The organism is Micromonospora sp. NPDC047467, from assembly GCF_040643095.1.
Lineage (GTDB): Bacteria > Actinomycetota > Actinomycetes > Mycobacteriales > Micromonosporaceae > Micromonospora.
In genome coordinates this window covers 646,936-672,759 of record NZ_JBEYTO010000002.1, presented here as the reverse complement: position 1 = coordinate 672,759, position 25,824 = coordinate 646,936, and the positions used below count along the sequence as shown (strand labels likewise).

The following is a 25,824-nucleotide window of genomic DNA, read 5'->3' as shown; positions in this document are numbered from 1 at the left end:
TCAGTCCAGCAGGTCCGGGTGGCGGCGCAGGACACCCTCGTAGAGCGGCTTGAAGTTGAACCGGCCGATGCCGGGCGAGCCGATCACGTCGCGGGTCCGTTCGGCGTCCTCGTGGTCGATGAGCACCGGCCTGCCGGCCGCCTCGGCGGTGAGCTGCACCTGGCAGGACCGCTCCATGGCGACGAACCACCAGGCCGCCTCCTCCACCGACCCGCCGACGGTCAACAGGCCGTGGTTGCGGAGGATGGCGGCCTTGCCGGAGCCCAGCGCGGAGGCGATCCGCTTGCCCTCGTCATCGTCGAGCACCACGCCGGTGTAGTCGTCGAAGACGGCATGGTCGCCGTAGAACGCGCAGGCGTCCTGCGTGATCGGGTCGAGGAGCCGGCCCAGTGTGGAGAACGCCCGCCCGTACAGGGAGTGGGTGTGCACGGCGCAGATGACGTCGGGTCGGGCGGCGTGCACCGCCGAGTGGATGACGAAGCCGGCGGGGTTGATCCGGCCCTTGCCGCCCAGCACCTTCCCGTCGGCGCCGACCAGCAGCAGGTCGCTGACCCTGACATGGCCGAAGTACATGCCGAACGGGTTGATCCAGAAGCAGTCGGGCCGCTCGGGGTCACGGACGGTGATGTGCCCGCCCGCGCCCTCGTCGTAGCCGAGTTCCGCGAACAACCGCAGCGTGGCGGCCAGTCGCTGCATGCGCCGCTGCCGGAGCGCCGGTGTGTCAGGAGAGAACATCATCCGCATCCACCCGTCGTGTCGGTGTCGTAACCACCGGAGGCCACGATTGCCTCCGCCCGGTCGGGGAGCCGCACCGTGGCCGGGGCGGCAGCCAGGACGGGGACTGTGACGCCAGCCGCGTCCGGCCGCCACAGGCTGAGAAAGCCGTCGAGCCGGTCCAGCCCCCAGAACCGGTGCCGCCCCCACTTGAGGTACGGGATCCCGAAGATGTCGTCGAGGTAGGCGCGTTCGAGGCAGTCCGCCCCCTCCGCCCGCAGCTGCGGGTCGTCGACCGCGCCGGTGACCAGGGCCGGATCCAGGCCGGCCCGCTCAGCGCAGCCGGCCACCACCTCGGGGTCGCAGATGTTCTCCCCCCGTTCCCAGCGGGCGGCGACCACCTCGTCGTAGAACGGCTCCGCACGGCCGGCGCGGCGGGCGGCCAGCCAGCCCAGGTGCGGCACCTCCCAGTGCGGGTCGACGTCGATCGGCCACGCCATCGGCACGCCTTCGCGCTGCACCAGTCGTTTGGTGTCCATCAGCAGGTAGAGGTGCTTGGCCCGGCTCATCTGCACGTAGTGGAACTCCGCGCCGCGCGCGGTGAGCGCCTCAGAGGTCTGCGCGTCCGGATCCCAGTAGGGGAACCAGTCCAGCTCCGCGAACGCCGTCGGCACCGCGGCGCGCAGCCGCCGGATCGTCAGCCAGCTGTACGGGCTGCGGAAGGAGAAGAACAGCCGGGGGCGGGCGGGCGCGCGGGTCACTGCCGACTCCCGGTGAGGATCGCGCACACCTCGGGATCGAGCCGGGCGAGCTGACCGGCGTCCGGTCCCCGGCTGATCGCGTACCCGTGCAGGATGGTCGCCGTGGCGACCAGCGTCAGCCGGTCGCCCCGGTTGACCCAGCAGTCCATCCGGCCGCTGAACATCACGTCCCGCAGCACGTCGTCGACGTGAAAGACGGTGTGCACCGTCTCCTCCATGTGGGCCGGCTCGGCGAGGCGTACCCGGGCTCGGGAGACCACCGGGATCCACGCGCGTTCGGCCAGCATGCGTCCCACGGAGATGCCCCGGTCGTCGAGGAACCGGTCGACGACCTCCTCCAGGGCGCGCACGAAGCCGGAGTGCTGCACCCGGTCGGAGTAGTGGCAGTAGAAGTACGGCGCCCGCCAGGACCACAGGTAGGCCGCCGAGCCGGGTGGCGTCAACACGGAGGCGGGGTCCGCGCCGGCCGGCAGCGCAAGCTCCCCGCGCAGGCCGGTCGCCGCGTCGAGCCCGGGTGTCTCCCAGGTCGAGAGGGCGGCCGGCGCGGGCCGGTGCACCGGCGCGTCGGTCTCGGGCACCAGGGCGACCGTGACGTGTCCCCGCAACACCACGACGTCCTGGCCGCCACGGTTGACCGACAACTGCACCCGCAGCCGCTTGCCGGTGCCGGCAACGACCTCCGCGCGGACCTCGTCGTCCACCTCCAGCACGGCCGGCAACTGCACCGAGCAGTCGATGATCTCGGTGCCGAGGCCGTACTCGTGGAAGAGCTCGCGGGCCCCGTGGCCCTGGTCGCGCAACCACTGGAGGACCGCCTCCTCCACCAGGTACATGAAGTGCTTGAACCCGATCCAGGTACGGATGTTGGCGCCTTCGTAGCGCGGTCGGCTGACCAGGACGCTCGGGGTCGGAGCGTGGGGAGCGAGGGTGGTCACGTGGCTACTCCTTCGGGATGACCGGTGACGATGGGAGCCACGTCGACGAAGGCCCGCAGGCGGGCCGCGACATCCTCCGGCTGGCGGGCGTAGCAGAAGTGGTCGTAGCTGTCGCCGACCGACAGCACCGCGTGCGGCATGCCGTCGGCGAGGGTCCGTGCGGCCTCCGGGGACAGGGTCGGATCGGACCCTCCGGCGAGCACCAGCACCCGGGCGGTCACCTGGTCCAGCCGCAGTGACGCGCTGGCGCAGAACTGGTCGAACACGGTCAGGAATCCGGAGGGGCCGACCCGGTCGACCGCCTTGGCGATCATCCGCTCCACCACGTCCGCGTCCATGGCCCGCAACCGCCCGCCGAGCCGGCTGCGCAGCGAGTCGTGGATGTGCTGTTCGAAGGAGCGCCGCGCGCGTTCGAACACCCGCCAGGTCACGGCGACGTCCGGCGGCCGGTACAGCGGGCAGATCAGCATGACGGTGTCCGGCACCCGCTGGTCGCGGGCGCAGAGCAGTTCGAGCAGGGCGTTGCCGCCGAAGGAGTGGGCCACGAGGAGGTCGGGGCGCCGGCCCAACCGGTCGAGGCCGTCGGCCAGCCACCGCGGTGAGGGGCGGCGACGCCACTGGTAGTCGTTGCCGGGCCGCCATGGCAGGTCGAGAGCGACCGGGGACCACCCGGGCGGCAGCACGTTGCCCAACGGCAGCCAACTCTCCCAGGAGTCCTCCAGCCCGTGGACGAAGACCGCGAGCGGTCCGCCCGGCGTGGGCGGGCGCAACTCCCGTACGGTCGGCGCCGTCACGGCTGCCTCCCGCTGGTGGCGGGGGTGAGCAGGGCGGTACGCCAGCCGTCGTCGTCGCCGCCGCAGAGCACCGCGACGCCGTCCGCGCCCTCGGCGACGAGCCGCGCCGCCAGCGCCGTCTGGAGCACCCCCTGGGCGCCGTAGCAGTCGCCCCAGGCCGACGCGGGGTCGAGGTGGCCGGGGCCGACCACGATCCGGGCCGGCCACGGGGGTACGTCCTCGCGTCGGCGCACGGTCGGCCCGACCGTCAGGGTGGCCAGCGGGGCGGCGGCCCGGGTGACGGGTTCCAGGACCACGCAGGCGGCCCCGGCGCGCAGGGGCGGGGCCACGGCGTCGGCGGCGGGGCCACGGCGCACGGCGACCGCGGTCTCGTCGTCGGCTTCCGCGCCGACGACCAGCACCCGGTCGGCCCGGTGGGCGCGCAGCAGCAGGACGCCCAGAGCGAGCGCGTCCAGGCCGGCGGTCTCGCCGGAGCAGACCATCAGGTTCGGGCCGCCGAACCGGAACCACAACGCGATGCTGCTGGCGATGACGTTGCTTGACGCGTTCGGCGCCGCCATCGGGCTGACCCCCCGGCTGCCCTCGCGGGCGACGGTGCGGGTCACGTCGACGACCGTGGCGACGTTGCCGAGGTTGCTGGCGGCCACGACCGCGGTACCGGGATCGAGGGTGGCATCGGGGCGGACGCCGTCGGACAGGCCCAGGGCGCGGTGCACGGCGCACAGCGCGAGCCGGGTGGCTGGTTCCTTGTACAGCAGTCCCTTGCGGCCGAGCAGCGTGTTGGCGCGGTCGGAAGGGCAGCCGGGGTCGACCGTCGGCAGGCCGGCGACGGTCGTGCCGAAGCGGTCGTCCGCGGGCAGGTGGACGCTGTAGGAGGTGACTGCGACGGCGGTGGCCGGGGTGGACCCCGGTGTGCCGGTCACAGCGACTCCACCAGGGTCACCGCGTTCACGCCGCCGAAGCCGAAGGCGTTGACCTGCGCCAGGGCGACGTCCCGGCGGGCGTGGACGTCCCGGACGAAGGTGAGGCCCTCGCCCTCCGGCAGGGGGTTCACCAGCCCGACGACCGGCGGCACCGTGCCGCTCGCCAGGCACCGCAGCGCCACGTCGAGGTTGGCCAGGGCGGCGGCGCCCGACAGGTGGCCGACAGCGCCCTTGACGGCGGTGATCAGGGGCGCTCCGGGCCGCGGCAGGCACCGCAGCAACGCGGCGCACTCCGTGGAGTCGTTCAGGGCCGTGCCGGTGCCGTGGGCCACCACCAGGTCCACCTCTTCCGGGCTCCGGCCGGCCCGCGTCCAGGCGTCGCGCATCGCCCGGCAGATGCCGTCCACATCGGGGGCGGTCTCGTGCACGGCATCGCAGGACAGCCCGGTGGCGAGCAGCCGGCCGACGGCCGGCCCGGTCCAGTCCTCGCCGACCACGACGAGCGCGGCGGCGCCCTCGCCGAGCAGCACTCCGGTGCGGTCACGGTCGAACGGGCGGATCTGGTCGGTGGGCTCCGGTGCGACCTTGCCGATCATCGCGAGCATGGAAGCGGTCATCGTGTCGGCGGCGCCGACGACCACCGCGTCGGCCTCGCCGGTGTCGATCAGGTCCTGGGCGAGCGCGAGGGCGTGCCCGCCCGCGCTGCACGCGTTGGCGATGGTCACCACCTCGGCCAGGCCGGGCACGGCGTCCCGGACGGCGGGCCCGAAGTGCAGGCGGGACGGGGTGGTGGTGGTGCCGGTGAGCGCCAGGTCCTCGACCGCCGCGAGTTCCCGCAGACCGGTGCCGACGAGCACCACGACCCGGCTCCGCAGGGGGTCGATGGCGGCCCGCACCAGCGCCTCGGCGACGCACTCCCGCAGCCAGGTGCCGGCCCGCAGGGCGACCCCCGGGGCCGGCTCGTCGATCTGGTAGCCGGCCGTCACGTTGAGCCGGCCGGTCAGCGGGTGTCGCAGCTCGCGCACCCCGGTACGTCCCTCCAGCAGCGCGGCGAAGGTGTCCGCGCCGTCGCCGAAACACGTGCGCAGGCTGCTCGCCGCGATCAGCGTCGCCATGGGCTACCGCCGGACCAGGGCGGCGCCGACGCCGCCGTCGGTGCCGTGGGCCGTGAGCAGGGTCAGGCCGGACGGAGGCCGGTCGCCGTCATCGGGCAGGCCCAGCGCGGCTACCAGGGCGAGGGCGGGGGTGGCAGCCCCACAGTCCCCGGCCGCCCGGCTGACGACGAGTTCGGCCGGTCGGTGTCCGCGAAGCGCCCGCAGGGCGGCGGCGCGCTGCGGGCGGCGGCCGGAGGTGATGGTTTCGCTGGTGGCCAGGAGCGTGACGTCGGTCGGGGCGACTCCGGCGACGTGCAGGGCCCGGGCGACGCAGTCGGTGAGAGCCTGCTCCGCCGTGCCGTCGGGGCCGTACCCGGTGGTCACGGCACAGACCGCGGCGCGCCCGGCGGGGTCGGTGTGGCCACCGATCACGAACACCGCGGCACCCTCGCCCGGGAGAACCTCGCCGCCTGCCGGACCCAGCGCGGATGCCCAGGCCCGGTGCGCCGAGAACTCCTCGACCGCGCCGACGAGCATGGTGTCGACGTAGCCGCGGCGGATGGCGTTGCTGGCGTACCGCAGCGCGTGGAAGAAGGCCAGGGGTCCACCGGTGACCGTGGCGTTGATTCCCTTGAGCCCGTGCCGGATGGCCGCCTGGCCGGCGGCGCAGTTCATCACGGTGTTGGGAAACAGCATCGGGTTGACCAGGTACGGCTTCTCCTGGACGAGCGTCTCGCGGCTGTAGTCGCTTGTGGACTTCAGGCTGCCGACGGTGGTGCCCAACACCATGCCGATCCGGGCCCGGTTGGTGTCGTCCACTGTCAGTCCGCTGTCGCTGAGGGCCTCGCCGCAGGCCACCACGGCCAGGGCGGTGGCCCGGTCGTAGAAGCTCGTGCCGCGCCGCCCGAGCCGGGCGCGCACGTCGAAGTCTCTGACGGTGTGACCCTCGGCGCGCGGCAGCGGCTCGGTGACGAGGCCACCGACGGGTGCGCCTGGATGACACTCCCCGGCGAGGGCGGCGACCCGTCGGGCGAGCGCCTCCGGCCGGTCACCGGCGGCGCTCAGCGCCGCGAAGCCGTTGATGGTCAGTGGCGTCATTGGGCGGCTCCGAGCAGGACGATCGCGTTGTTTCCGCCGAAGGCGAACCCGTTGTTCTGCACGAGCCGGACGGTTGCCGACCTGGCCTCGTTCGGCACGGGATCGATGGCGGCCAGCTGCGGGTCCGGGTGCGACCAGTTGACGGTGGGTGGCAGGAAGCCCTGTTCGATCGCCAGGGTGGAGGCGATCGCGCCGAACCCGCTGGCGGCGCCCATGGTGTGCCCGATCATCGACTTGATCGAGCTGATGGGCGGCGGTTTCGGCCCGAACACCTCCAGCACGGCCTGCGCCTCGACCAGGTCGTTGGCCGGGGTGCCGGTGCCGTGGGCGCAGATGTAGTCGACCTGGTCCGGTGTGACGCCAGCGTTGCGGTGGGCGATGCGGATGCACTCGGCGATGCTGTCCCGGTCCGGGGCCACCGGATGGTTGGCGTCGCAGTTGAGGCCGTAGCCGAGCACCTCCGCATAGATGTACGCGCCGCGCGCCTCGGCGTGCTCCCGGGTCTCCAACGCCAGCACCGCGCCGCCCTCCCCGGTGAGGATGCCGGAGCGGTCCCGGTCGAACGGCGTGCAGGCGGTCTCGGTGAGGGCGCCCAGCCGGTAGAACCCCGCGTGCGCCCAGCGGCAGACCGAGTCGGCGCCGCCGGCGAACACCACGTCTGATTCGCCGGTGACGAGCAGGTCGTAGGCGTACCCGATGGCGTAGTTGCTGGCCGAGCACGCGGTGGCGAGGGTCAGCGATTCGCCGCGCAGGCCCAGCTCCTCGCTTACCGCGTGCGCCAGCCGCCCCGCGGGCAGTTGCTCGATCAGGCGCGGCGGCACCGCGTCGAAGCCCGCTTCGACCAGATGCGCCGTGAGCGCCTCCAGGACGACGGACTCGCCGCTGGTCGTGCCGATCACGGCATGCGCCCGCGAACGGTCCACCGTGTCGAGGTCCAGTTTGGCGTCGTCCGCCGCGAGCCGTGCGGCGGCGGCCGCGAACTGGCTGGACCGGCCCCACCGTTCCGGCGGTAGCCGGCGCAGCCAGGCGGCGGGGTCGAAGTCGCGGACCTCACCGCCGTTGCGGTACGGGAACCCGGACGGGTCGAAGCTGGTGATCTGGGAGATGCCGGAGCGGCCCGCCCGCAGGGCCGCACCGAACGCCGTCACCCCCGTTCCGATGCTCGACACCGGGCCGAGGCCGGTCACGACCACACGCCGCACGGTGTCAGTCCTGCCAGCCGGCGTGCCGGGTGACGGCCTCGTAGGTGGCCTTGAGGTTGCGCAGCTCGGGCAGCTCCGACTGCGGGATCTCCACCTTGAACGCCTTGTCGATGCGGGCCAGGATCTCGATGGCGCGCAGTGAATCCGCCTGGTATTCCTCGGCGAAGTCCCCGGTGTCGGTCAGCTCGTCGGTCTCGATCTCCAACACCTCGGCGATGATCTCCCGGAGCTGCTCGTACCGCTCGTTTTCACCGGACATGTTGGCCTCCTTGGGCACTGGTGTTAGCGGGGATGGTGCGGTCGACGCCGGTCGGGCCGGCCGCGGGTTCGGCGACTGCGGCGCGGGGGCGGCGGGCGGCCATGAGCGAGCCGACGGTGGCGATGCACCGCTCACCGACCCAGCTCTCGCCGGTGGCGAACGCGGTGTCGGCGACGACGCGTTCCAGGCGTACGACGTGCCGGACGACGTCGCCCGGGTAGGCCCGGCCCTCGACGGTGTACTCCCGTGCGCCCACGAAGAGCAGCAGGGCGTCGTCGGTGAGCCGGTGCGACGGTGCGGAGCCGGCCAGCCACAGCAGGGCGGCGCTCTGGCCGAACGACTCGATGAGCAGCGATGCCGGGTAGGCGTAGTCCTCGGCGGTGGCGTCGTCGCCGAGGTGGGCGTAGCACGGCTCGGTGGCGGTGATCGCCTTGACCGTCTCGATGACCGCACCGGGTTCCAGGCTTGTCACGCGGTCGACCAGCAGCAGCGGGTAGCGCTGCGGCAGAACGGCGCGAATCTCGGCGGCGTTCACGCGCCGGCCCCAGTGTCGAAGACGGCGCGCAGTCGCGCGGTGACCGTGCCGTCATTGCGCCGGCCGGTGCCGCGGACCGCCCAACCGGACGGTGCCGGGGCACCGGGGTCCGCCGGATCCACATCGAGGGTGAGTTCCATCTCGTCGCCGCCGAGCAGCGCCGCGAGGAACCGGATCGAGGTGACGGCGCGCAGCCGGGGGGCACCGGGCACGGCCTGGGCCATCGCCTGGCACAGGGTCTCGACCACGAACACACCCGGGTAGATCGGCTGGCCGGGGAAATGGCCGGCGAGGTTCGGGGATCCGGGATCGACCGCGACCCGGGCGGTGATCGTCCAGCCGCCGTCGCGGGGGGCCACCCGGAGTCGGTCGACCGCCGGCAGCGGGGCGGCGTAGGAGACGGGGACCGCGGGTCGCCAGTCGGGCGCGACCGTCGCCGCGGTCACAGGGTCATCCCTCCGTCCACCTGGAACACCTGGCCGGTGACGTAGGCGGCCTGGTCGGAGAGGAGGAAGTCCACCATCGCCGCGACGTCCTCGGGGCGGCCGAACCGGCGTAGGCCGATCATGCCCAGTGCCCGGTCCCGGGCCTTCGCGTCCAGCGCGTCGGTCATGTCGGTCTCGATGAACCCGGGCGCGACCACGTTGACCCGTACGCCGTAGGGGGCGAGTTCCTTGGCCAGCGAACGGCTCAGCCCGATGATGCCCGCCTTACTTGCCGCGTACGCGGTCTGGCCCACGTTGCCGTGGATGCCGGCGATCGAGGAGAGGTTGACGATGGCCCCGGCGCGGCGCTTCATGAATCGGAAGGCCATGGCTCGGCAGAAGTTCCAGGTGCCGCCGAGGTTGACGTCGAGGACCGCCTCCCAGTCGGGGCGGCGGGCCAGCACCAGCGGGCTGTCCCGGGTGATGCCGGCGTTGTTGACCAGCTGGCCGATCGGGCCCAGCCGCCGCTCGGCTTCGGCGATGAACGCGTCCACCGCCGCGTCGTCGGCGACGTCGCAGGGGGCAAAGTAGCTCGGCACCCCGGCCGCGGCGACCTGCGCCTCGGTCTTCTCGGCGGCCTCACTCGGCTTGCTGTAGCAGCAGGCGAGCCCGTACCCCTGCTCGGCGAGCCGGACGGCCACCGCACGGCCGATGCCCCGTGAGGCGCCGGTCACCAGTGCCAGCGGTCGCTCGGTCACAGACGCCTCCTTAGCCCGTCGCACCCACACCGGGTGCCCCCGATCGGCGACCGGAACTCGTATCTTGCACTCCTATGTTGAAGCATCTTCGGCCTGACATCAATAGAAGCAGCAGGACACACGTAAAGCGCACGCAGATACTATGCAGACGCTGGCCGGACCCTACGGCTCGTCGGGGCGCGGGGCGGCGTCCCCCAGCACGTCAGAGCTGTCCGCGCCGGCGGCCGACGCGCCCCGGCGGATCCGCGTCGGTGTGCGGGAGAACTTCACCGCCGGACCGGTGAGTGGCGCGGTGGCGCCGTTGTGCAGCACCGTCGGCTGAAGCATGTCCCGCTCCGACACCTGTGGGTCGGCCGCGACCTCGGTCAGCGTGCGTACCCGCTCGGCCACCAGGCGCGCGGCGCGGAACGCCGCCATGACCTCGCCGACCGTGCGGGTTCGGCACCAGTCGGTCACCAGGCCGTCGACCGCGACACGGTTCTGCCGGCGCTGCGCGCCCCGCCCGTAGCCTGGCGCGCGGGCCAGATCCGGGCGGCCGATCGTCTCGGCCAGCGCCCGCCAGTGCTTGTCCAGGGCGACGGACAGGTAGACCTCGCCGTCCAGGCAGGGGTAGACGTTCGACGGGACCGCGAAGTCGGTCTGGTTGCCCCAACGCTCCGGCGGCGCGCCGGTCGCGGCAAGCGTCAACAGGCCACAGCTGCTGGCGAGCAGGCTGTCGAGCATCGCCACGTCGACGTGCTGACCCTCGCCGGTGCGGTCGCGGTGCGCCAGGGCGGCCAGCGCGCCGACGGCCGCGTGCAGGCCGGCCAGTTCGTCGGCGAGGAACGTCGGCGCCCGCACCGGGCGGCCCGCCGGGTCTCCGTTGAGCGACATCCAACCGCTCGCGGCCTGCACCACCGGGTCGTACGCCGGCCGGTCGATGTCCGGGCCGTACTGCCCCCAGCCGGTGATGGATACGAACACGATGTCCGGCCGGACACGGCGGCAGTCGGCGTAACCGACACCCCAGCCGTCCAGCGTGCCGGGCTTGTAGTTCTCCACCACGAGATCCGCCTCGCGCACCAGCCCCAGGAACGCCTCCCGACCGGCGGGCTGCCGCAGGTCCAGCCCCACGCTGCGCTTGTTCCGGTTCACCGTCTCGCGGAACCACGACAGGCCCGTGCCGGGGATCTCCGGCGGCACCTCGCCGTCGCGGCCGTACGGCAGCTCGACCCGGACCACGTCCGCGCCCATGTCGCCGAGCAGGCTCGTGGTCAGCGGGCCGGACCACACCTTGGTCACGTCCAGGACGGACAGGCCGTGCAGGGGGCCGTCCCGGTCGTCGCGGGCCTCCCGATAGAACTCCTCGCGCCGCACGTCACACCCGCGCCAGGATCGTCGCGGTGCCCAGTGACCCCCCGCAGCACATCGTGACAAGCGCCGTCTGCGCGTCCCGGCGCTCCAACTCGTGCAGCGCGGTGACGAGCAGCCGGGTGCCACTGGAGCCGAGGGGGTGACCCAACGCGATCGCCCCGCCGTTGACGTTGACCCGCTCCAGGTCGGTGTCGTGCTGCTGCGCCCAGTTGAGCACCACGCCCGCGAACGCCTCGTTGACCTCGACCAGGTCGAGGTCGGCAAGCGTCATACCGGCGCGCTCCAGCGCCCGGCCGGTCGCCGCCACCGGCCCGTCCAGCAGGTAGTACGGATCCGCTCCGGTGACCACCTGGGCGACCATCCTCGCCCGGGGCCGCAGCCCCAGCGCCCGGGCCCGGCCGCGGGACATCCACAGAATCGCCGACGCGCCGTCGGAGACCTGCGAGGTGGTACCGGCGGTGTGCACCCCGTCGGGCACGTTCGGCGTGAGCTTGGCCAGACCCTCCAGTGTGGTCTCGCGCAGCCCCTCGTCCCGGTCGATCCGGCGACGCCCGGCGTGGTCGTCGTCGCCCGGCACGTCGAGGCCGACCACCTCACGGTCGAAGTGCCCGGCCGCCCAGGCCGCCGCGGCACGCTCCTGGGACAGCACCCCGTACGCGTCGACGTCGGCGCGAGTGTGGCCCTGTCGGGCGGCGATCCGCTCGGCCCCGCCGAACTGCGCCCGCGGCGGGTCGTCCCACGGGTAGTCCGCGGTCTTGTAGTGACCCGGCCCGTTGTAGAGATTGACACCGATCGGGACCCGGCTCATGGACTCCACCCCGCAGGCGATGCCCACGCTGATCGCGCCGCTGCCGATCAGCGCGGCGACGAGGTGGTTGGCCTGCTGGGCGGAGCCGCACGAGGCGTCCACCGTCGTGCAGCCGACCGCGGGGTCCCATCCGGTGCTGAGCCACGCGTTGCGGGTGACGTTCAGACTCTGCTCGCCCGCCTGGGTGACGCACCCGCCCACCACCTGCTCCACGGCATCGGGCCGGACGCCCGCGGCGTCGACGACCGCACCCAGCACGTGCCGAAGCAACTCGACACCCTTCAGGCCGGCCAGCGCACCGCCCCGCTTGCCGATGGGGGTGCGGACCGCCGCGACGACGACCGGCTCGCGGTCGTCCGCCGTCACTGGTCCTCCAGCGTGATGGCGAGCTTCGGACAGGCGTTGGCGGCCTGCGTCGTCTCGGGCCACACCTCCTGCGGCGGGTTCTCCTGAAGCACGTAGAGGTAGTCGTCGTCCCGCACCTCGAAGACCGTCGGCGCGGCGAGCGCACAGAGGCCGTTGCTGTCGCACCTGTCAAAGTCCACGCGTACCCGCATCGCGGCCGTCCTCTCTCGGTCCCGGCACTCGTGTTCCACGGTAGTGGAGTACTCGTATCTGCGAAATACAAGCATCGTCTTTGCACAGACCCTTGTGTGTCTTCTGAGCCGTCGATACCGTGCGTACGGATATCCCATGGCCGGCTCCAGCCGGTGATCGGCGTACGGGAGGCCCCGTGGCTGTTCGTGAAGGCTTCACCCCCTGGCCGGCGGAGCTCGCCGCCCGATACCGCAAGGCCGGTTACTGGCGCGGCGAGGTGCTCGGCGACCTGCTCCGCCCCTGGGCCGACTGGGACGCCGAGGCCCGCGACCCCGGGCGCACCGCCGTCGTCACCCGGCACGGCCGGCACACGTACGGCGAGCTCGACGCACACGCCGACGAGCTGGCCGCGGGCCTGGTCGAGCTGGGCGTACGCCCCGGCGACGGCGTGGTCGTCCAACTGCCCAACACCGTCGAGTTCCTGGTCACCTGCGTGGCGCTGTTCCGCGTGGGCGCGTTGCCGGTGCTGGCCCTTCCGGCCCACCGGCGGGCCGAGCTGACCTACCTGACCCAGTACGTCGGGGCCGTCGCCCTGGTGACCAGCGACCGGGCGCCCGGAGTGGACAACCGCGCGGTGGCGCAGGAGGTACGCGACGCCTGCCCCACGCTGCGGCACGTCCTGGTGGTCGGTGACCCTGGGCCGTTCCTGGCCTGGTCGGACGTGCGCGCCCCGGCCCGGGAGTTGGCCCGACCTGACCCGCAGGACGTGGCGTTCTTCCTGCTCTCCGGCGGAACGACCGGGCTGCCGAAGCTGATCCCCCGCACCCACGACGACTACGCCTTCCAACTGCGCGCCACCGCCGAGGCGATGTCGTTCGACCACCGGCACGCCTACCTCGCCGCGGTGCCGGTCGCGCACAACGCCGCCCTCGGTTGCCCCGGTGTTCTCGGGGCGCTGCGGGTCGGCGGCCGGGCGGTGCTGTCGTCCAGCCCCAGCCCGGACGAGGTGTTCCCGCTGATGGTCCAGGAGCGGGTCACCCTCACCACCGTCATGCCGGCGGTGCTGTCGCTGTGGGCGGAGACCTCCGCCATGTTCGACGTGGACCTGTCCGAGCTGGTCATCGAGGTCGGCGGGGCCGTGCTGCACCCCGACCTCGCCCGCGCGGTCCGCCCGGCCCTGGGCGCCACGCTCACCCACTGGTTCGGCATGGCCGAGGGCGTGCTCTGCTTCACCCGCCCCGGTGATGGGGACGAGGCCGCGGCGACCACCCAGGGCACCCCGATGTGCGTCGACGACGAACTGCTCATCGTCGACGAGGCGGGCGAGCCCGTCGCGCCCGGCGAGGTCGGTGAGCTGCTGGCGCGCGGGCCGTGCGTGCTGCGCGGCTACTACGCCGTACCCGAGCACAACCGGACCGTCTTCACCCCCGACGGCTTCCTGCGTACCGGCGACCTGGCCCGGTTCGACCCCGAGGGCCGCCTGGTCATCTCCGGGCGGATCAAGGACGTGATCAACCGGGGTGGGGAGAAGGTGATGGCCGACGAGGTCGAGGGGCACCTGCTGACCCACGAGCGGGTCCGGGCGGCGGCGGTGGTCCCGTTCCCCGATCGGCGGCTCGGCGAGAAGACGTGCGCGGTCGTCGTCGCCGACGGCCCGGCGCCCAGCCTGGTGGAGCTTCGCAAGCTGCTGCGGGACCGGGGCCTGGCCGACTACAAGCTGCCGGACCGGCTCGAGGTCGTCGAGGCGCTGCCGTTGACCAACGTCGGCAAGGTCGACAAGCGGACCCTGGCCGCGGCGGTCCTCGGCGACCTGACCGCCACCGTCAGCCGGTAGCGGCAGCGCGGCATGACGGCCTCCCCCGACCGGCCCCGGCGACCGGCGAGCCTGTGGCTGGACACGCTGCCCGCGTTCCTGCGGGCTCGGCGGCCGGCCCTGTCCGGCGACGTGCAGACCGACGTGGTGGTGATCGGCGCAGGATTCAGCGGCCTGTGGACCGCCTACTACCTGACGGAGTTGGCACCGCAGACCTCCGTGCTGGTGGTCGAGGCAGAGCACGTGGCGTACGGGGCCAGCGGACGCAACGGCGGCTGGTGCACCACCGAGATGCCCGCTCTGCTGGCCAACCTCGTGCAGCGCTACGGCCCGATGGACGCCATGCGCTTCTACCGGGCGGGCCAACGCACTCTCGACGAGATCGAGCGGGTCCTCGCCGCCGAGGACATCGACTGCGGGTGGCGGCGCGACGGCTCGCTCTACGTCGCCCGTACCCCGCCGCAGGTCGCGCGGCTGCACGCCTGGCAGGACATGCGCCTCAAGCTCGGCATCACCGACATGACGCTGCTGTCGGCCACCGAAACCACCGAGCGGGTCGGCATCGAAGGGGCGCTGCTGAGCGGCTTCACGCCACAGTGCGCGGCGGTGCAGCCCGCGGTCATCGCCGCCGGGCTGGCGCAGGCCGTGGAGCGGCGCGGAGTGACAGTCGTCGAGGGCACCCGCGTGGTCGGGCTGCGGCCCGGCGTCGTCGTCACCGACCGGGGCACGATCCGTGCCCGCAGCGTGCTGTGCACCACGGAGGCGTACACGGCGGGCCTTTCCGGGCACGCCCGCCGGGTGCTGCCGGTGATCTCCCGGGTGCTGGCCACCGAGCCGTTGTCGGAGCGGCGCTGGCGAGAGGCCGGCTGGCGGGACCGGATCACCGTCGCCGACTCCCGCTACCAGTTCGCCTACTTCCAGCGCACCGCCGACGACCGACTGCTGGTGGGCGGTCGGGGGGCCGGCTACCACGCCGGTTCCCGGCCGGACCCGGCCGCTCGCTCCGGCGACCGGGTCTTCGCCCGGCTGCGGGCGTCCCTGGCCGAGAGCTTCCCCGCCCTGGCCGACGCAACCGTGAGCCACCGCTGGAGCGGGGCGTACGGGATGCACCGCGACGGCGAGCCGGCCGTGGTGTACGACCGCGACAGCGGTCTCGGTCACGCCGGCGGCTACGGCGGCGAGGGCATCGCGCTGAGCAACCTCGCCGGCCGCACGCTGGCCGCGCTGGTGGCCGGGGTGAAGAGGCCCGAGACCCGGCTGTTCTGGACCGGGCACCGGTCTCGCCGCTGGGAGCCGGAACCGTTGCGGACCATCGGTGTCCGCACGGTCAGCGCGCTGGCCACCGCCGCGGACCGCTACGAGGACCGGCTCCGGCGTACGGCGCCCCTGGCGGGAGCCGTCATGCGCACCGTTCTGTGACCGTCTTCTGCGAGAGGAACTCCGTGGCCAACGACTCCGCACCCCCGCTCAACGGCGGCACCCACATCAACCTGACGGTCCGGGACCTCGACCGCAGCACCGAGTGGTACTGCCGCGCGCTGGGCTTCACCGTCGTCCGCGACGCCCGGCCGGCCGAGTCGGGGTTCACCTTCCGGACGCTGCTGCACTCCCGAGCCCTGACCTCCATCGTCCTCGGACAGGCCGACCAGCCGGTCGAGGAGCCGTTCGACGAGCACCGGGTGGGGCTGCACCATCTGGCGTTCCACGTCCCCGAGCGGGAGGACCTGCACACCTGGGTGGCCCACCTGGACTCGGTGGGCGTCGACCACGGCGGGGTGCAGGAGTTGTTCCTGGAGGCCGGGCACGGCGTGTGGCTGCGCGATCCGGACAACATCTGGCTGGAGCTGTACTGGCTCAACGCCGACTACTTCATGCGGCGGATGCGGGAGCACCACCGGGCGCGACGGGCCGAGCGCGTCGGCGGGCAGCGGTGACGCTTCCCGACGCCGTCGCGCGGCCCCGGATCGCCGCGGTCGACCTGGCCTGCTCCGACGACCCCTACCCGGAGTACGAGCGGCTGCGCGCGCAGGGCCCGGTCGTGCGGGGCGAGTTCGGGCAGTGGCTGGTGGTCGACCACGCCACGGCCAACGCTCTGCTCCGCGACGGCCGGCTGGCCAGCCACTTCCCCCGGGAGTTCATCCGGCTGACCCTGGGCGACGGAGCCGCCGCCGAGTTCCCCTCCCGCATCGTGCTCACCCAGGACCCGCCGGTGCACACCCACGCCCGCCGGTTCCTCGGGCAGGCGTTCGGCACGCCCCGGGTCCGGGCGATGACCCCGGCGGTGGCCGCGCTGGTCGAGGAACTGCTCGCCCCGGCCCGCGACACCGGCCGCCTCGATCTCGTCGCGGAGCTGGCAGTGCCGCTGCCGGTCACGGTGATCTGCCGGCTGATCGGCATTCCCGACGCCGACCGGGAGACGGTGCTGCCCCGGGTGATCGAGCTGGCCCAGGTCTTCGACGCGGCGAACCTCCAGCCCGACGAGCGGGACGGCGTGGACGCCGCCGTCGCCTGGCTACGCGAGTACGTCACCGCCCTGCTGCGGGACGCGCCCGCCGGCGACTCGACCCTGGCCGGCATGTTCGCGGCGGCCCCGCCCGAGGACCGTGGCGACATCGCCACGATCGTCGACAATCTGCTGTTCCTGTTCCATGCCGGGTTCGAGACGACCATGGGGCTTGTCTCCAACGGTTGCATGGCGCTGCTGAAGCACCCTGACCAGCTGGACCGGCTACGTCGGGACCCGACCCTGGTCCGGTCGGCGGTCGACGAGTTCCTCCGGTTCGACTCGCCGATCCAGAACGCGATCCGGGTGGCCCGGGAGCCGGTCGAGATCGGCGGTCACAAGATCAGGACGGGCCGGTCGGTGATGCTGCTGCTCGGCGCGGCCAACCGCGACCCGTCGGTCTTCGACCGGCCGGCGGAGCTGGACCTGTCCCGTACCCCGAACCCGCATCTGGGCTTCGGCGGCGGCCTGCACCACTGCCTGGGCACCGCGCTGGCCCGGCTGATGGGCGAACTGACGTTCACCGCGCTCGCCAGCGGGTTCCGTGACCTCGCGGCCGACGGTGACGCTCTGCGCCGCCACCACGGGAGCCTGCGCTCCTTCGAGCGTCTCCCGCTGGCCGTCCGCGCCGCGTGATGCCGACACCTGCCACCCCCGCGACAGCCCGTTAAGGAGAGACCCGCATGGCGCAGTTGTCCACAGAGATGTACTGGCACTCCACAGAACCGACCGACATCGGCCCGCCGCTGGACGGCGACGCCTCCTGCGACGTGTGCGTCATCGGCGCGGGCTACACCGGGCTGTGGGCGGCGCACTTCCTCAAGCAGGCCGAACCGGGCATGTCGGTGCGGGTGGTGGAGGCGAAGTTCGCCGGCGACGGCGCGTCCGGAATGAACGCCGGGTTCGTGCAGATGACCGCCGGCAAGGTGCTACGCCGGATGCTCTGGTACTACGGGGCGGAGAAGGCGGGTGGGGTGTACCGCGCGGTCGCCCGGTCGATCCTGGAGATCGGTCGGTTCTGCCGGCAGAACGGCATCGACGCCCAGTACGAGAACACCGGCATCCTCCAGGTGGCCACCGACACCAAGCAGCTCGCGCGGCTGGAGTTGCAGATCAAGCGTGCCCAGCGGGCCGGTGTGACGGGGTTCCGCCTGCTCGACCGGGAGCAGGCGCAGGAGCGGATCGGTTCGCCGACCGTCCTCGGGGCGCTGAAGGTCAGTGGCGCGCTGCTCAACCCGTACCGGCTGGTGCGCGGGCTGGCTCGGGTGGTGCAGGAGCAGGGCGTGGTGCTGCACGAGCAGACCCCGGCGCAGACGGTCGAGAAGGTCGACGGGAAGTGGCGGATCACCACCCCGCACGGCACGATCACCGCCGACCAGGTGATTGTGGCGACCGAGGCCATGCAGGGCGCGTTCCCCGAACTCCAGCCGCGCCAGATGCCGGTGTGGAACTACCTGCTGGTCACGGAGCCGCTGACGGATGAGCAGTTGGGCCGGGTCACCTGGCCGGGGCGGGAAGGCGTGGCGAACTCGCTGTCGTTCTCCACCGCGGCCCGGCTGACGGCCGACAACCGGGTGCTCTGGGCGGGCGGCCTGTGGTACATGTTCGGCAACCGGGACACCGATCCCCGCCACCGCCGCAACGACGAGGCGTTCGACAAGCTGGGCGAGTCGTTCCGCGAGTTCTTCCCGCAGTGGCGGGACGTGCGGTTCAGCCACGGCAACGGCGGGCTCATCAGTTGGAGCCACAGCTTCATCCCGCAGTTCGGCCGGACCGACTCGGGCATGGTCTACGGCCACGGGTACACCGGCAGCGGGATCGCGGCGAGCCACACCGGCGGGAAGATCCTGCGCGACCTCGTGCTGCGTCGCAAGACGGAGTTCACCGAGCTGGCGTTCGTGACGGTCAACCAGCCCAAGTTCCTGCCCGCCCCGTTCGGCGACAAGGGCGGCGAGTTCTTCATCTGGCGGCAGCGGGTGGGCGACCAACTGCCGCTGCTGCTGCCGTACCGGGCGGCGCTGGCACCGAAGCGGTTCTTCGCGCGCCGTACGGCGTCTCCCGGCCAAGCCACCCCGGGCCGCGGCAGCGACTGATCCGCTAACAGGCCGCCAGCCGCGCCCGACGGCAACGCCGGGCGCGGCTGGGCCGTCGGCACCGGTCAGTCGGCGGCCGGCGCGGTCACCGCCCGACGCAGCACACGGCTCTCCCCCACCGCCAGGTCCCACAGGTCCTCGGTGGCTCGCCCGCTGGCCTGCCACGCCTTGCGGGCCTGCTCCAGCGGCTCCAACGGCGCCTCGGCGGAGAGCGCGAAGGCACCCCAGTGCATGGTGGCCATCCGCTGGGCACCCAGGTCGCCGCAGGCGCGTACGGCCTCGGACGGGTTCATGTGCAGCGGCTTCATGAACCAGCGGGGCAGGTAGGCGCCGACCGGCATCAGGGCGAGGTCCACCGGGCCGCAGCGGTTCCCGATCTCGGCGAAGTACGACCCGTAGGCGGAGTCCCCGGCGAAGAAGACCCGTTGCGGCGGGGCGCCCACGGCGGGGTCGGCGTCGGCCTCCAGCATCCACCCGCCCCACAGGCTCTGACAGCCGTCGAAGAGGGTCCGGCGGCTCCAGTGGTGCACCGGCACGAACGTGAACTCCACCGCGCCGAGGCGGGCGCTCTCCCACCAGTCCAACTCCGTGACGGCCGTGAACCCCAGCCGGCGGAACCACCAGCCCAGCCCGCCCGGCACGAGCATCAGGACGTGCCGCGGCAGCCGGCGGATGGTGGGCGCGTCGAGGTGGTCGAAGTGGTTGTGGCTGATGACCACGGCGTCCACCGGGGGCAGGGCCTCCCAGCGCAGACCGGGCGGGGTGAAGCGGGGTCGCACCCCGGGGATGCGCCGTGACCACACCGGGTCGGTGAGCACCACGAGCCCGCCGATCTGGAGCACGAACGAGGCGTGACCGACCCAGGTCGCCACCACCTCGCCCACGCCGGCGGGCGGCAGGGAGTCGGCGGCAGGGTGGACGGGAATCTGGTCGACCCGGCTGAGGTCGGGCCGCATGCCACCCTCGGTGATCAACTTGCGGACCGCCCGGGAGCCGGGGACCGGATGGGTCAGCCGGTCGGCAAAGCTGGTAGGCCAACTGCGCCCACCACGCTTTTTGGAAAGCATCCTGTCAAAGACGCGATAAACACTCCGCGGATATCTCATCCCGTACCCCGATACTCTCGCCGGAAAGCCCGACTCTGGCTGCCTTTTTGCGCCGGTAGCTAGGCCCGATCGAGGGTATGCCGAGCCTGGTATTTGCGCTAGCGTCTCGTGCATGTCGGCGACCACACACACCGACAGGCTATCTTTGTCCTGTCTGGACGATTTGCCTCGAGAGCTGTTCATCGGAGGCAAGTGGTCGCCCGCGAACGACCGCCGGGAATTGGCGTCTCTGCGTCCGTCCACGGGGGAGACACTTGCGACTGTGGCGCACGCCGACGCCACCGATGTCGCCAGGGCTGTCGCCGCGGCGAGCGCCGCCGGCCGACCCGGATCCCGATGGCACCGGATGTCTCCGGCCACCCGGTCCCGACTGTTGCACCGGGTCGGCGACCTGATCCTCGCGCATGCCGACCGGCTGGCTCTGCTCGACTGCCTCGACAACGGCAAGCCGCTGCGGGTGGCCCGGGCGGGTGACGTTCCGGCCGCCGCGGCGGTCTTCCACTACATGGCGGGTTGGCCCGGCCGGTTGAACGGCGAGAACGTCTCGATCTTCACCGGCAACCCGGAGCGGCACATCGCCATGACCGTGCCCGAGCCGGTGGGCGTGGTGGCGGCCATCATCCCGTGGAACTTTCCGCTCTACATGGCCGCGGCGAAGGTGGCGCCCGCACTGGCGGCGGGCTGCACCGTGGTGCTGAAGCCCGCCGAGCAGACACCGCTGTCCGCGCTGCTGCTCGCACAGCTGGTGCAGGAGGCCGGCCTGCCGGCGGGCGTGCTGAACGTCGTCACCGGCGACGCCGCCACCGGTGCGGCGCTCGCCGCGCAACCGGGCGTCGACAAGGTCACCTTCACCGGGTCGACGGAGGTCGGGCGCAGCATCGTCCGGGCCGCGGCCGTCGACTTCCGCCGGGTGACCCTGGAGCTGGGCGGCAAGTCACCGAGCATCGTGTTCAGCGACGCCGACCTGCCGCAGGCGATGGACGGCGCGGCCCACGCGATCTTCTACAACCAGGGCGAGACCTGCGTGGCCGGGTCCCGTCTGTACGTGCAGCGACAGGTCTTCGACGAGGTCGTCGCGGGGATCCGGGAGCGAGCCGCGGCGATCAGGCTCGGCGACGGTCTGGACCGGGACACGGACATGGGGCCACTGATCTCCGCGGAGCATCGGGAGCGGGTGTTGTCCTACCTGCACTCGGCCCGGGACGGCGGCGCACGGGTCACCGGCGGTCACGCATCGGACTCGCCGGGCTTCTTCTGCACTCCGGCCGTGGTGACCGGGGCCGACCCCCAGGCGCCGGTGGTCCGCGAGGAGGTCTTCGGCCCGGTGCTGGTGGCGCAGCCCTTCGACACGGCGGAGGAGGCGGTGGCACTGGCCAACGACAGCCCGTACGGGCTCGCCGCCGGCGTCTTCACCCGTGACCTGGGCCTGGCGCAGCAGGTTGGCCGCCGGCTGCGCGCCGGCACCGTGTGGGTCAACAGTTGGCACGTGCTCGATCCGGCGCTGCCCTTCGGCGGAATGCGGAGCTCCGGTTGGGGACGGGAGATGGGCAGGGCGGGCGTCGACGCCTTTCTCGAGACCAAAACACTGGTCAATGACCTGGGCATCCGCCCGTGGGGGTCGGTACCTGCTTCGAGGTGAGCACCGGCCCGCGTTCAGCGACGGGCACGTCGTGGGGAGGCATCGTGACAAGCGAACAGCAGATGCTCGACATCTGGAAGAACATATTCGGTCGCCAGGTGGAGCCGGACACCGACTTCTTCGACGACCTCGAGGGTGACTCGATGGCGGCAGCGGCCATCGTGCACTGGGTGAACATCGTCTTCGGCGTGCACCTGCCGATGATCGAGGTCTTCGACCGGCCCACCCCGGCAGAACTGACCGGGGCGGTGAACGAACTGCGGGCCGCCGCACGGTAGAGGCCGTACGGCCCCAGCACTCTCGGCCCGATCGCCAGAAAGCACTCGTCGATCGCATCTCGAGAGACCGTCCGGAGCGCACCTCCGGCAGGGTATTCGTACCACTTTGTTCACAACCCGCCATCCCGAGGGAACGTCATGGACATAGTGAGATCGGAGCACCACTCATCGTCAGCCAACGCCCCCCAGGCCCCGCCGCCGGCACCGTGCCGAGCGGACGCCTCGGGTGCCCACTCGGCGCCGTTGAGCGACCTGCAGTACGCATACCTGCTCGGCGAGCTGGGCGACTTCCAGCTGGGCGGTCCGGCCCTCTTCTTCGAGGAGTACGCCTGCCAGGAGCTGGACGTCCGTGCGTTCAGCGCGGCCCTGCACCAGCTCATGTCCCGGCACGAGATGCTCCGGGCGTCGTTCGACGAGACGGGCCTGCTGCACGTCCAGGACGAGCTGCCCGTGCCGTTGACCTACCGGTCGCTTCGCGGCCAGCCGGAACATACCTGCCGGCGGCTTCTCACCCGCAATCGGGAGCGATGTTACGACGAGGGGCCATCGCGCGACGGGCACGCTCCGTTCGAGGTCTTCGTGTTCGCCCTCGACACCCACATCGTGGTGCAGGTGTGCGCGCGGCTGCTGGCCATCGACGGGTTCTCGGGTGAGATCTTCGCCCAGGAGCTGCGGGCCCTGCTGAACGGTGAGTCGCTGCCCCCGCTGCGGTACACCTTCCGGGAGTACCGCAACGAGTTCGAGCGACGCAAGGACAGCGACGAGCACGAGCGGGCCCGCCGCTACTGGCTCAACCGGCTGGACAGCCTGCCCGCGGCGCCGGAGCTGCCCCGCCGCCGGATGAGCGGCGATCCCAGCCCCCGCCTCGTGCGCCGGGTCTTCAAGCTCACCCCCGAGCAGTGGACCAGCCTGGCGGCGCGCATCAGGAAGAGTCGGCTCACCGGCACGATGGTGCTCGGCGCGGCGTTCTGCGAGGTGTTGCGGCACTGGTCGAAGAACGCCGACTTCACCATCAACATCATGTACGGCGACCGGATGCCGTTCCACCCGGAGGCCGACAAGATCATCGGCAACTTCAGCAGCACCCTGCTCATGGAGTGCCGCCAGGGTGGCCCGGGCGACACCTTCCTCGACCGGGCCCGCGCCTGGCGCCGGCAACTGCTTCAGGACATGGAACACAGCTCGTTCGGCGGAGTCTCCGTCATCCGGCAGCTCAACCAACGGACGGGCAACGCCCGTAACGCGCTGATGCCGGTGGTGTTCACCAGCATGCTCGGCGTCGGGGAGCCGGACTCCGGTGTCTTCCTGGAGCACCTCGGCTGGCAGCGGCTGGAGGGCAAGGTCCGTACGCCGCAGGTCGCGTTGGACCACCAGGCGTTCGTGGCCGGCAACGCCCTGGTCACCACCTGGGACAGCGCGGACGACCTCTACCCGGCGGGCATGATCGACGACATGTTCGCCGCCTACCGGTCGCTGCTGATCCGGCTGGCCACCGGGGACGAGGCGTGGGGGATGGAATCGTTCGACCTCACCCCGGCGGCCCAGCTCAAGGTCCGCGAGCAGGTCAACGACACCGCCGCACCGGCCCGGGTGGCCACCATGCACCACCTCTTCGAGGAGCAGGCCGCGCGGCAGCCGGACCGGCTCGCGGTGATCGCCGACGGCCGGGAGCTCACCTACGCCCAGCTGCGCGACCAGGCCAACGCGCTCGCGGCGGATCTCGTCGCGGCCGGGGTACGGCCGGGCGAGGTGGTCGGCGTGCAGGCGCTGCGCGGGGCGCACCAGATCATCGCGTTGCTCGGGGTGCTGATGGCCGGGGCCGCGTACGTGCCGGTCTCGCCGCAGTGGCCGCGCCGCCGGCGCGAGCAGGTGGCCGAGATCTGTCGACTGCGGGTCCTGCTGGCCGACCGCAGCATCCAGGGCGAGGAGCCGTACGCGGATGCGCGGACCATCGACATCGCCACCGCCATCGCCCGGCAGGACGGCGCGGCGGGGCCGGCGGTGGACGTCAGCCCGGAGTCGCTGGCGTACGTCATCTTCACCTCCGGCACCTCCGGCACGCCGAAGGGGGTGATGATCTCGCACAGCAGCGTCGTCAACACGCTTGTCGACATCAACGAGCGGTTCGGCCTGAGCCCTCGCGACCGGGTCCTCGCCGTCTCCGACTACACGTTCGACCTGTCGGTGTGGGACGTGTTCGGGATGCTCGCCTCCGGCGGGGCGGTGGTCGTGCCGACCGCCGGGCAGGAGCGGGAGGTCACCCACCTCTACGAGCTGTGCCAGGCCACCGGGGTCACGGTGTGGAACAGCGTCCCGGCCTACCTGGCGATGTTCGTGGAGTTCGTGCGTACGAGCGGCCGGCACCCGCTCACCGAGCTGCGGCTGGCCATGGTCAGCGGCGACTGGGTGCCGATCAACCTCGGCGCGGAGCTGGCGGAAATCGCGCCGCACGCCGCATGCGTGAGCCTCGGGGGCGCGACGGAGGCGTCCATCTGGTCCAACTACCACCCGGTGCCCGCGCGGGTGCCCGCACAATGGATCTCGATCCCGTACGGTCACCCGCTCCGCAACCAGCGCTTCCAGGTCCTCGACGCCCGTTTGATGGACCGCCCCGACTGGGTGCCGGGCGAGTTGTTCATCGGCGGACGCGGCCTCGCCCTGGGCTACCTGGGCGACAGGGAGCTGACCGCCGCGTCGTTCCTCGTGCATCCGCAGCGGCAGGAACGGATCTACCGCACGGGCGACTGGGCCCGATACTGGCCCGACGGGACGCTGGAGTTCCTCGGCCGGGAGGACCCACAGGTCAAGGTCAACGGCTTTCGGGTGGAACTCGGCGAGATCGAGGCAGCGCTGCTGGCCCACCCGGAGGTCACCGACGCCGCCGTCGTCACCCGCACCGACGGAAGGGCCGTGTCGCTTGTCGCCTTCGTGGCCTCGCAGACCCCGGCCGAGCAGTTGGCCACGCAGTTGAAGGACCACCTCGCGGCCCGGTTGCCGGAGTACATGGTGCCGCGCAGCATCGACGTACGGCAGCGGCTGCCGCTGACCGCCAACGGCAAGGTCGACCGGCGGCAACTGGCCGAGCGGGCGGCCGGCGTGCGGGCCGCCCGGCATGTCGGCGATGACGCGCCCCGACCCGGCACCGAACGGGACCTGGCCACGCTGTGGCAGGAACTGTTGGAGGTGCCGGAGGTCGGCCGCTCCGTCGACTTCTTCGCCTACGGTGGCAGTTCGCTCCTGGCGGCGCGCCTGATGAACCGCATCGAGCAACAGTTCGGACGGCGGCTGCCGCTGGCCACGCTCTACACCTCGGGCACCGTCGCGGCGATCGCCGCCATGCTCGACACCGCCGGCGGCACCGAACCGGCGCGCAGCCTGGTCGCGTTGTCCGACAACGGGCACCGCCCGCTGGTCCTGGTGCACCCGGTCGGCGGCGACCTGCTCTGTTACCGCCCGCTGGTGGCGGAGTTGGGCGAGCGGCACCGGGTGCTCGGCTTCGCTGCGCCGTCCCCGGCCCGGTCAGTCGTGTCCATCGAGGATCTGGCCGCCCGCTACCTGGCGGAACTCGCGCCGATCCTGACGAATGAGCCGCCGGACCGGGTGGTCCGGCTGGCCGGCTGGTCGCTGGGCGGCGTGGTGGCGTACGAGATGGCCCGGCAACTGCGGCGGCAGGGCCGGGAGTGCGCGGTGCTGCTCATCGACCCGTGGATCGGCTGCGGCAGCAACCCGACGGTCGACGACGCCTCCCTCGTCAAGGCGTTCCTGCACAACCTCGCGGGCGCTCCGGTGGAGGTGTCGAGCGACCCGTGCACCCCGAACGCCGCCCAGGAGACGCTGCGCCGCACGTGGGCGGCGCCGCCCCCGCAGCTCAAGGACCTGAAGTCGGTGACGTACGCCGAGTTGCAGGAGATGTACGGGGTCTTCGAGGCCAACACCCGGGCGCTGCTGCGGTACTCGTTCGTCGCCGAACAGGGCCTGGAGGTGGACGTGGTGGAGGCGTCACGAGGGTTGGTCGGCCCGGCGGCGGGCTACCTGTCGCCGCTGCGGCACGCCGCGGCCGTGCTACAGGCCCGCTTCCACATGCTGGAGGGCGACCACTTCACCGTGGTCGACCACGCACAGGCGCAGGCCGTGGCTCGGCTGATCGACGGGATGCGGTAGGGCAGGGGCCCCGCGACGCCGGTCCTACGCGTCGC

At 72.3% G+C, this 25,824-nt stretch carries 24 protein-coding genes; 8 read left to right on the top strand and 16 right to left on the bottom strand.

Going from position 1 to position 25,824, the window contains the following annotated elements; genetic code table 11:
• From ABZ780_RS07275 to ABZ780_RS07205, 15 genes are all read right to left on the bottom strand, one after another.
• Complete coding sequence (locus ABZ780_RS07275; RefSeq protein ID WP_357485327.1) at positions 1 to 735, bottom strand: class II aldolase/adducin family protein; 735 nt, start codon at positions 733 to 735, stop codon at positions 1 to 3.
• Complete coding sequence (locus tag ABZ780_RS07270) at positions 735 to 1,475, bottom strand: DsbA family protein (protein ID WP_357484962.1); 741 nt, start codon at positions 1,473 to 1,475, stop codon at positions 735 to 737. The genes ABZ780_RS07275 and ABZ780_RS07270 overlap by 1 nt, the downstream gene beginning before the upstream one ends.
• Positions 1,472 to 2,410: a thioesterase gene (locus tag ABZ780_RS07265; RefSeq protein WP_357484959.1), complete on the bottom strand. Its 939-nt coding sequence runs from the start codon at positions 2,408 to 2,410 to the stop codon at positions 1,472 to 1,474. The genes ABZ780_RS07270 and ABZ780_RS07265 overlap by 4 nt, the downstream gene beginning before the upstream one ends.
• Entirely contained in the window at positions 2,407 to 3,204 is a 798-nt protein-coding gene (locus ABZ780_RS07260) for an alpha/beta hydrolase (RefSeq protein ID WP_357004677.1), read from the bottom strand. The genes ABZ780_RS07265 and ABZ780_RS07260 overlap by 4 nt, the downstream gene beginning before the upstream one ends.
• Complete coding sequence (locus tag ABZ780_RS07255; protein WP_357004675.1) at positions 3,201 to 4,127, bottom strand: beta-ketoacyl synthase N-terminal-like domain-containing protein; 927 nt, start codon at positions 4,125 to 4,127, stop codon at positions 3,201 to 3,203. Before ABZ780_RS07255 ends, ABZ780_RS07260 begins: the two co-directional genes overlap by 4 nt.
• Positions 4,124 to 5,242, bottom strand: a complete 1,119-nt coding sequence (locus ABZ780_RS07250; RefSeq protein ID WP_357004673.1) for a beta-ketoacyl synthase N-terminal-like domain-containing protein — start codon at positions 5,240 to 5,242, stop codon at positions 4,124 to 4,126. Before ABZ780_RS07250 ends, ABZ780_RS07255 begins: the two co-directional genes overlap by 4 nt.
• A gap of 3 nt (positions 5,243 to 5,245) precedes the next feature.
• On the bottom strand, positions 5,246 to 6,319 hold the full coding sequence (locus tag ABZ780_RS07245) for a beta-ketoacyl synthase N-terminal-like domain-containing protein (protein ID WP_357004671.1): 1,074 nt from the start codon (positions 6,317 to 6,319) through the stop codon (positions 5,246 to 5,248).
• Positions 6,316 to 7,521, bottom strand: a complete 1,206-nt coding sequence (locus tag ABZ780_RS07240; protein ID WP_357484957.1) for a beta-ketoacyl-[acyl-carrier-protein] synthase family protein — start codon at positions 7,519 to 7,521, stop codon at positions 6,316 to 6,318. The genes ABZ780_RS07245 and ABZ780_RS07240 overlap by 4 nt, the downstream gene beginning before the upstream one ends.
• Positions 7,522 to 7,525: 4 nt before the next feature.
• On the bottom strand, positions 7,526 to 7,780 hold the full coding sequence (locus ABZ780_RS07235) for an acyl carrier protein (protein ID WP_357004665.1): 255 nt from the start codon (positions 7,778 to 7,780) through the stop codon (positions 7,526 to 7,528).
• Positions 7,770 to 8,315, bottom strand: coding sequence for a beta-hydroxyacyl-ACP dehydratase (locus tag ABZ780_RS07230; RefSeq protein ID WP_357004662.1), 546 nt, complete (start codon positions 8,313 to 8,315; stop codon positions 7,770 to 7,772). Before ABZ780_RS07230 ends, ABZ780_RS07235 begins: the two co-directional genes overlap by 11 nt.
• Positions 8,312 to 8,761: a hypothetical protein gene (locus tag ABZ780_RS07225; RefSeq protein ID WP_357004659.1), complete on the bottom strand. Its 450-nt coding sequence runs from the start codon at positions 8,759 to 8,761 to the stop codon at positions 8,312 to 8,314. The genes ABZ780_RS07230 and ABZ780_RS07225 overlap by 4 nt, the downstream gene beginning before the upstream one ends.
• On the bottom strand, positions 8,758 to 9,498 hold the full coding sequence (gene fabG / locus ABZ780_RS07220) for a 3-oxoacyl-[acyl-carrier-protein] reductase (protein WP_357484954.1): 741 nt from the start codon (positions 9,496 to 9,498) through the stop codon (positions 8,758 to 8,760). The genes ABZ780_RS07225 and fabG overlap by 4 nt, the downstream gene beginning before the upstream one ends.
• A 162-nt stretch (positions 9,499 to 9,660) precedes the next feature.
• Positions 9,661 to 10,854, bottom strand: a complete 1,194-nt coding sequence (locus ABZ780_RS07215; protein WP_357484952.1) for a CoA transferase — start codon at positions 10,852 to 10,854, stop codon at positions 9,661 to 9,663.
• 1 nt (position 10,855) lies between these two features.
• A complete protein-coding gene (locus ABZ780_RS07210; protein ID WP_357484949.1) occupies positions 10,856 to 12,025 on the bottom strand; it encodes a steroid 3-ketoacyl-CoA thiolase in 1,170 nt (389 codons plus the stop codon).
• The gene (locus ABZ780_RS07205) at positions 12,022 to 12,216 is read right to left on the bottom strand and encodes a ferredoxin (protein WP_357484947.1); all 195 of its coding nucleotides are present in this window, start codon (positions 12,214 to 12,216) and stop codon (positions 12,022 to 12,024) included. Before ABZ780_RS07205 ends, ABZ780_RS07210 begins: the two co-directional genes overlap by 4 nt.
• Positions 12,217 to 12,392: 176 nt before the next feature.
• Here ABZ780_RS07205 and ABZ780_RS07200 point away from each other — a divergent pair, with 176 nt between their 5' ends.
• From ABZ780_RS07200 to ABZ780_RS07180, 5 genes are read left to right on the top strand one after another with little or no spacing between them, the layout of a single operon-like run.
• Complete coding sequence (locus tag ABZ780_RS07200) at positions 12,393 to 14,030, top strand: AMP-binding protein (protein WP_357484944.1); 1,638 nt, start codon at positions 12,393 to 12,395, stop codon at positions 14,028 to 14,030.
• A 12-nt stretch (positions 14,031 to 14,042) separates the two neighbouring features.
• On the top strand, positions 14,043 to 15,428 hold the full coding sequence (locus ABZ780_RS07195; protein WP_357484941.1) for an FAD-dependent oxidoreductase: 1,386 nt from the start codon (positions 14,043 to 14,045) through the stop codon (positions 15,426 to 15,428).
• A gap of 23 nt (positions 15,429 to 15,451) precedes the next feature.
• Positions 15,452 to 15,943, top strand: a complete 492-nt coding sequence (locus ABZ780_RS07190) for a VOC family protein (protein ID WP_357004641.1) — start codon at positions 15,452 to 15,454, stop codon at positions 15,941 to 15,943.
• Entirely contained in the window at positions 15,940 to 17,148 is a 1,209-nt protein-coding gene (locus tag ABZ780_RS07185) for a cytochrome P450 (RefSeq protein WP_357484938.1), read from the top strand. Before ABZ780_RS07190 ends, ABZ780_RS07185 begins: the two co-directional genes overlap by 4 nt.
• Before the next feature lie 47 nt (positions 17,149 to 17,195).
• The gene (locus ABZ780_RS07180) at positions 17,196 to 18,605 is read left to right on the top strand and encodes an FAD-dependent oxidoreductase (protein ID WP_357004636.1); all 1,410 of its coding nucleotides are present in this window, start codon (positions 17,196 to 17,198) and stop codon (positions 18,603 to 18,605) included.
• Between the two features lie 65 nt (positions 18,606 to 18,670).
• Here the strand turns inward: ABZ780_RS07180 and ABZ780_RS07175 are convergent, their stop codons facing one another.
• Positions 18,671 to 19,561 (bottom strand): MBL fold metallo-hydrolase, encoded by an 891-nt coding sequence (locus ABZ780_RS07175; protein WP_357484935.1) that lies wholly within the window; start codon positions 19,559 to 19,561, stop codon positions 18,671 to 18,673.
• Positions 19,562 to 19,823: 262 nt separating this feature from the next.
• On the opposite strand from ABZ780_RS07175, the gene ABZ780_RS07170 reads away from it, so the two are divergent.
• The 3 genes from ABZ780_RS07170 (at position 19,824) to ABZ780_RS07160 (ending at position 25,789) form a co-directional block, all read left to right on the top strand.
• Positions 19,824 to 21,350 carry an aldehyde dehydrogenase family protein gene (locus ABZ780_RS07170; protein WP_357484933.1) on the top strand — a complete coding sequence of 509 codons (1,527 nt, stop codon included), beginning with the start codon at positions 19,824 to 19,826 and terminating at the stop codon, positions 21,348 to 21,350.
• Positions 21,351 to 21,394: 44 nt separating this feature from the next.
• Positions 21,395 to 21,628, top strand: coding sequence for an acyl carrier protein (locus ABZ780_RS07165; protein WP_357004628.1), 234 nt, complete (start codon positions 21,395 to 21,397; stop codon positions 21,626 to 21,628).
• A 243-nt stretch (positions 21,629 to 21,871) separates the two neighbouring features.
• Positions 21,872 to 25,789, top strand: a complete 3,918-nt coding sequence (locus tag ABZ780_RS07160) for an amino acid adenylation domain-containing protein (RefSeq protein ID WP_357484930.1) — start codon at positions 21,872 to 21,874, stop codon at positions 25,787 to 25,789.
• The last annotated feature ends 35 nt before the right edge of the window (positions 25,790 to 25,824 follow it).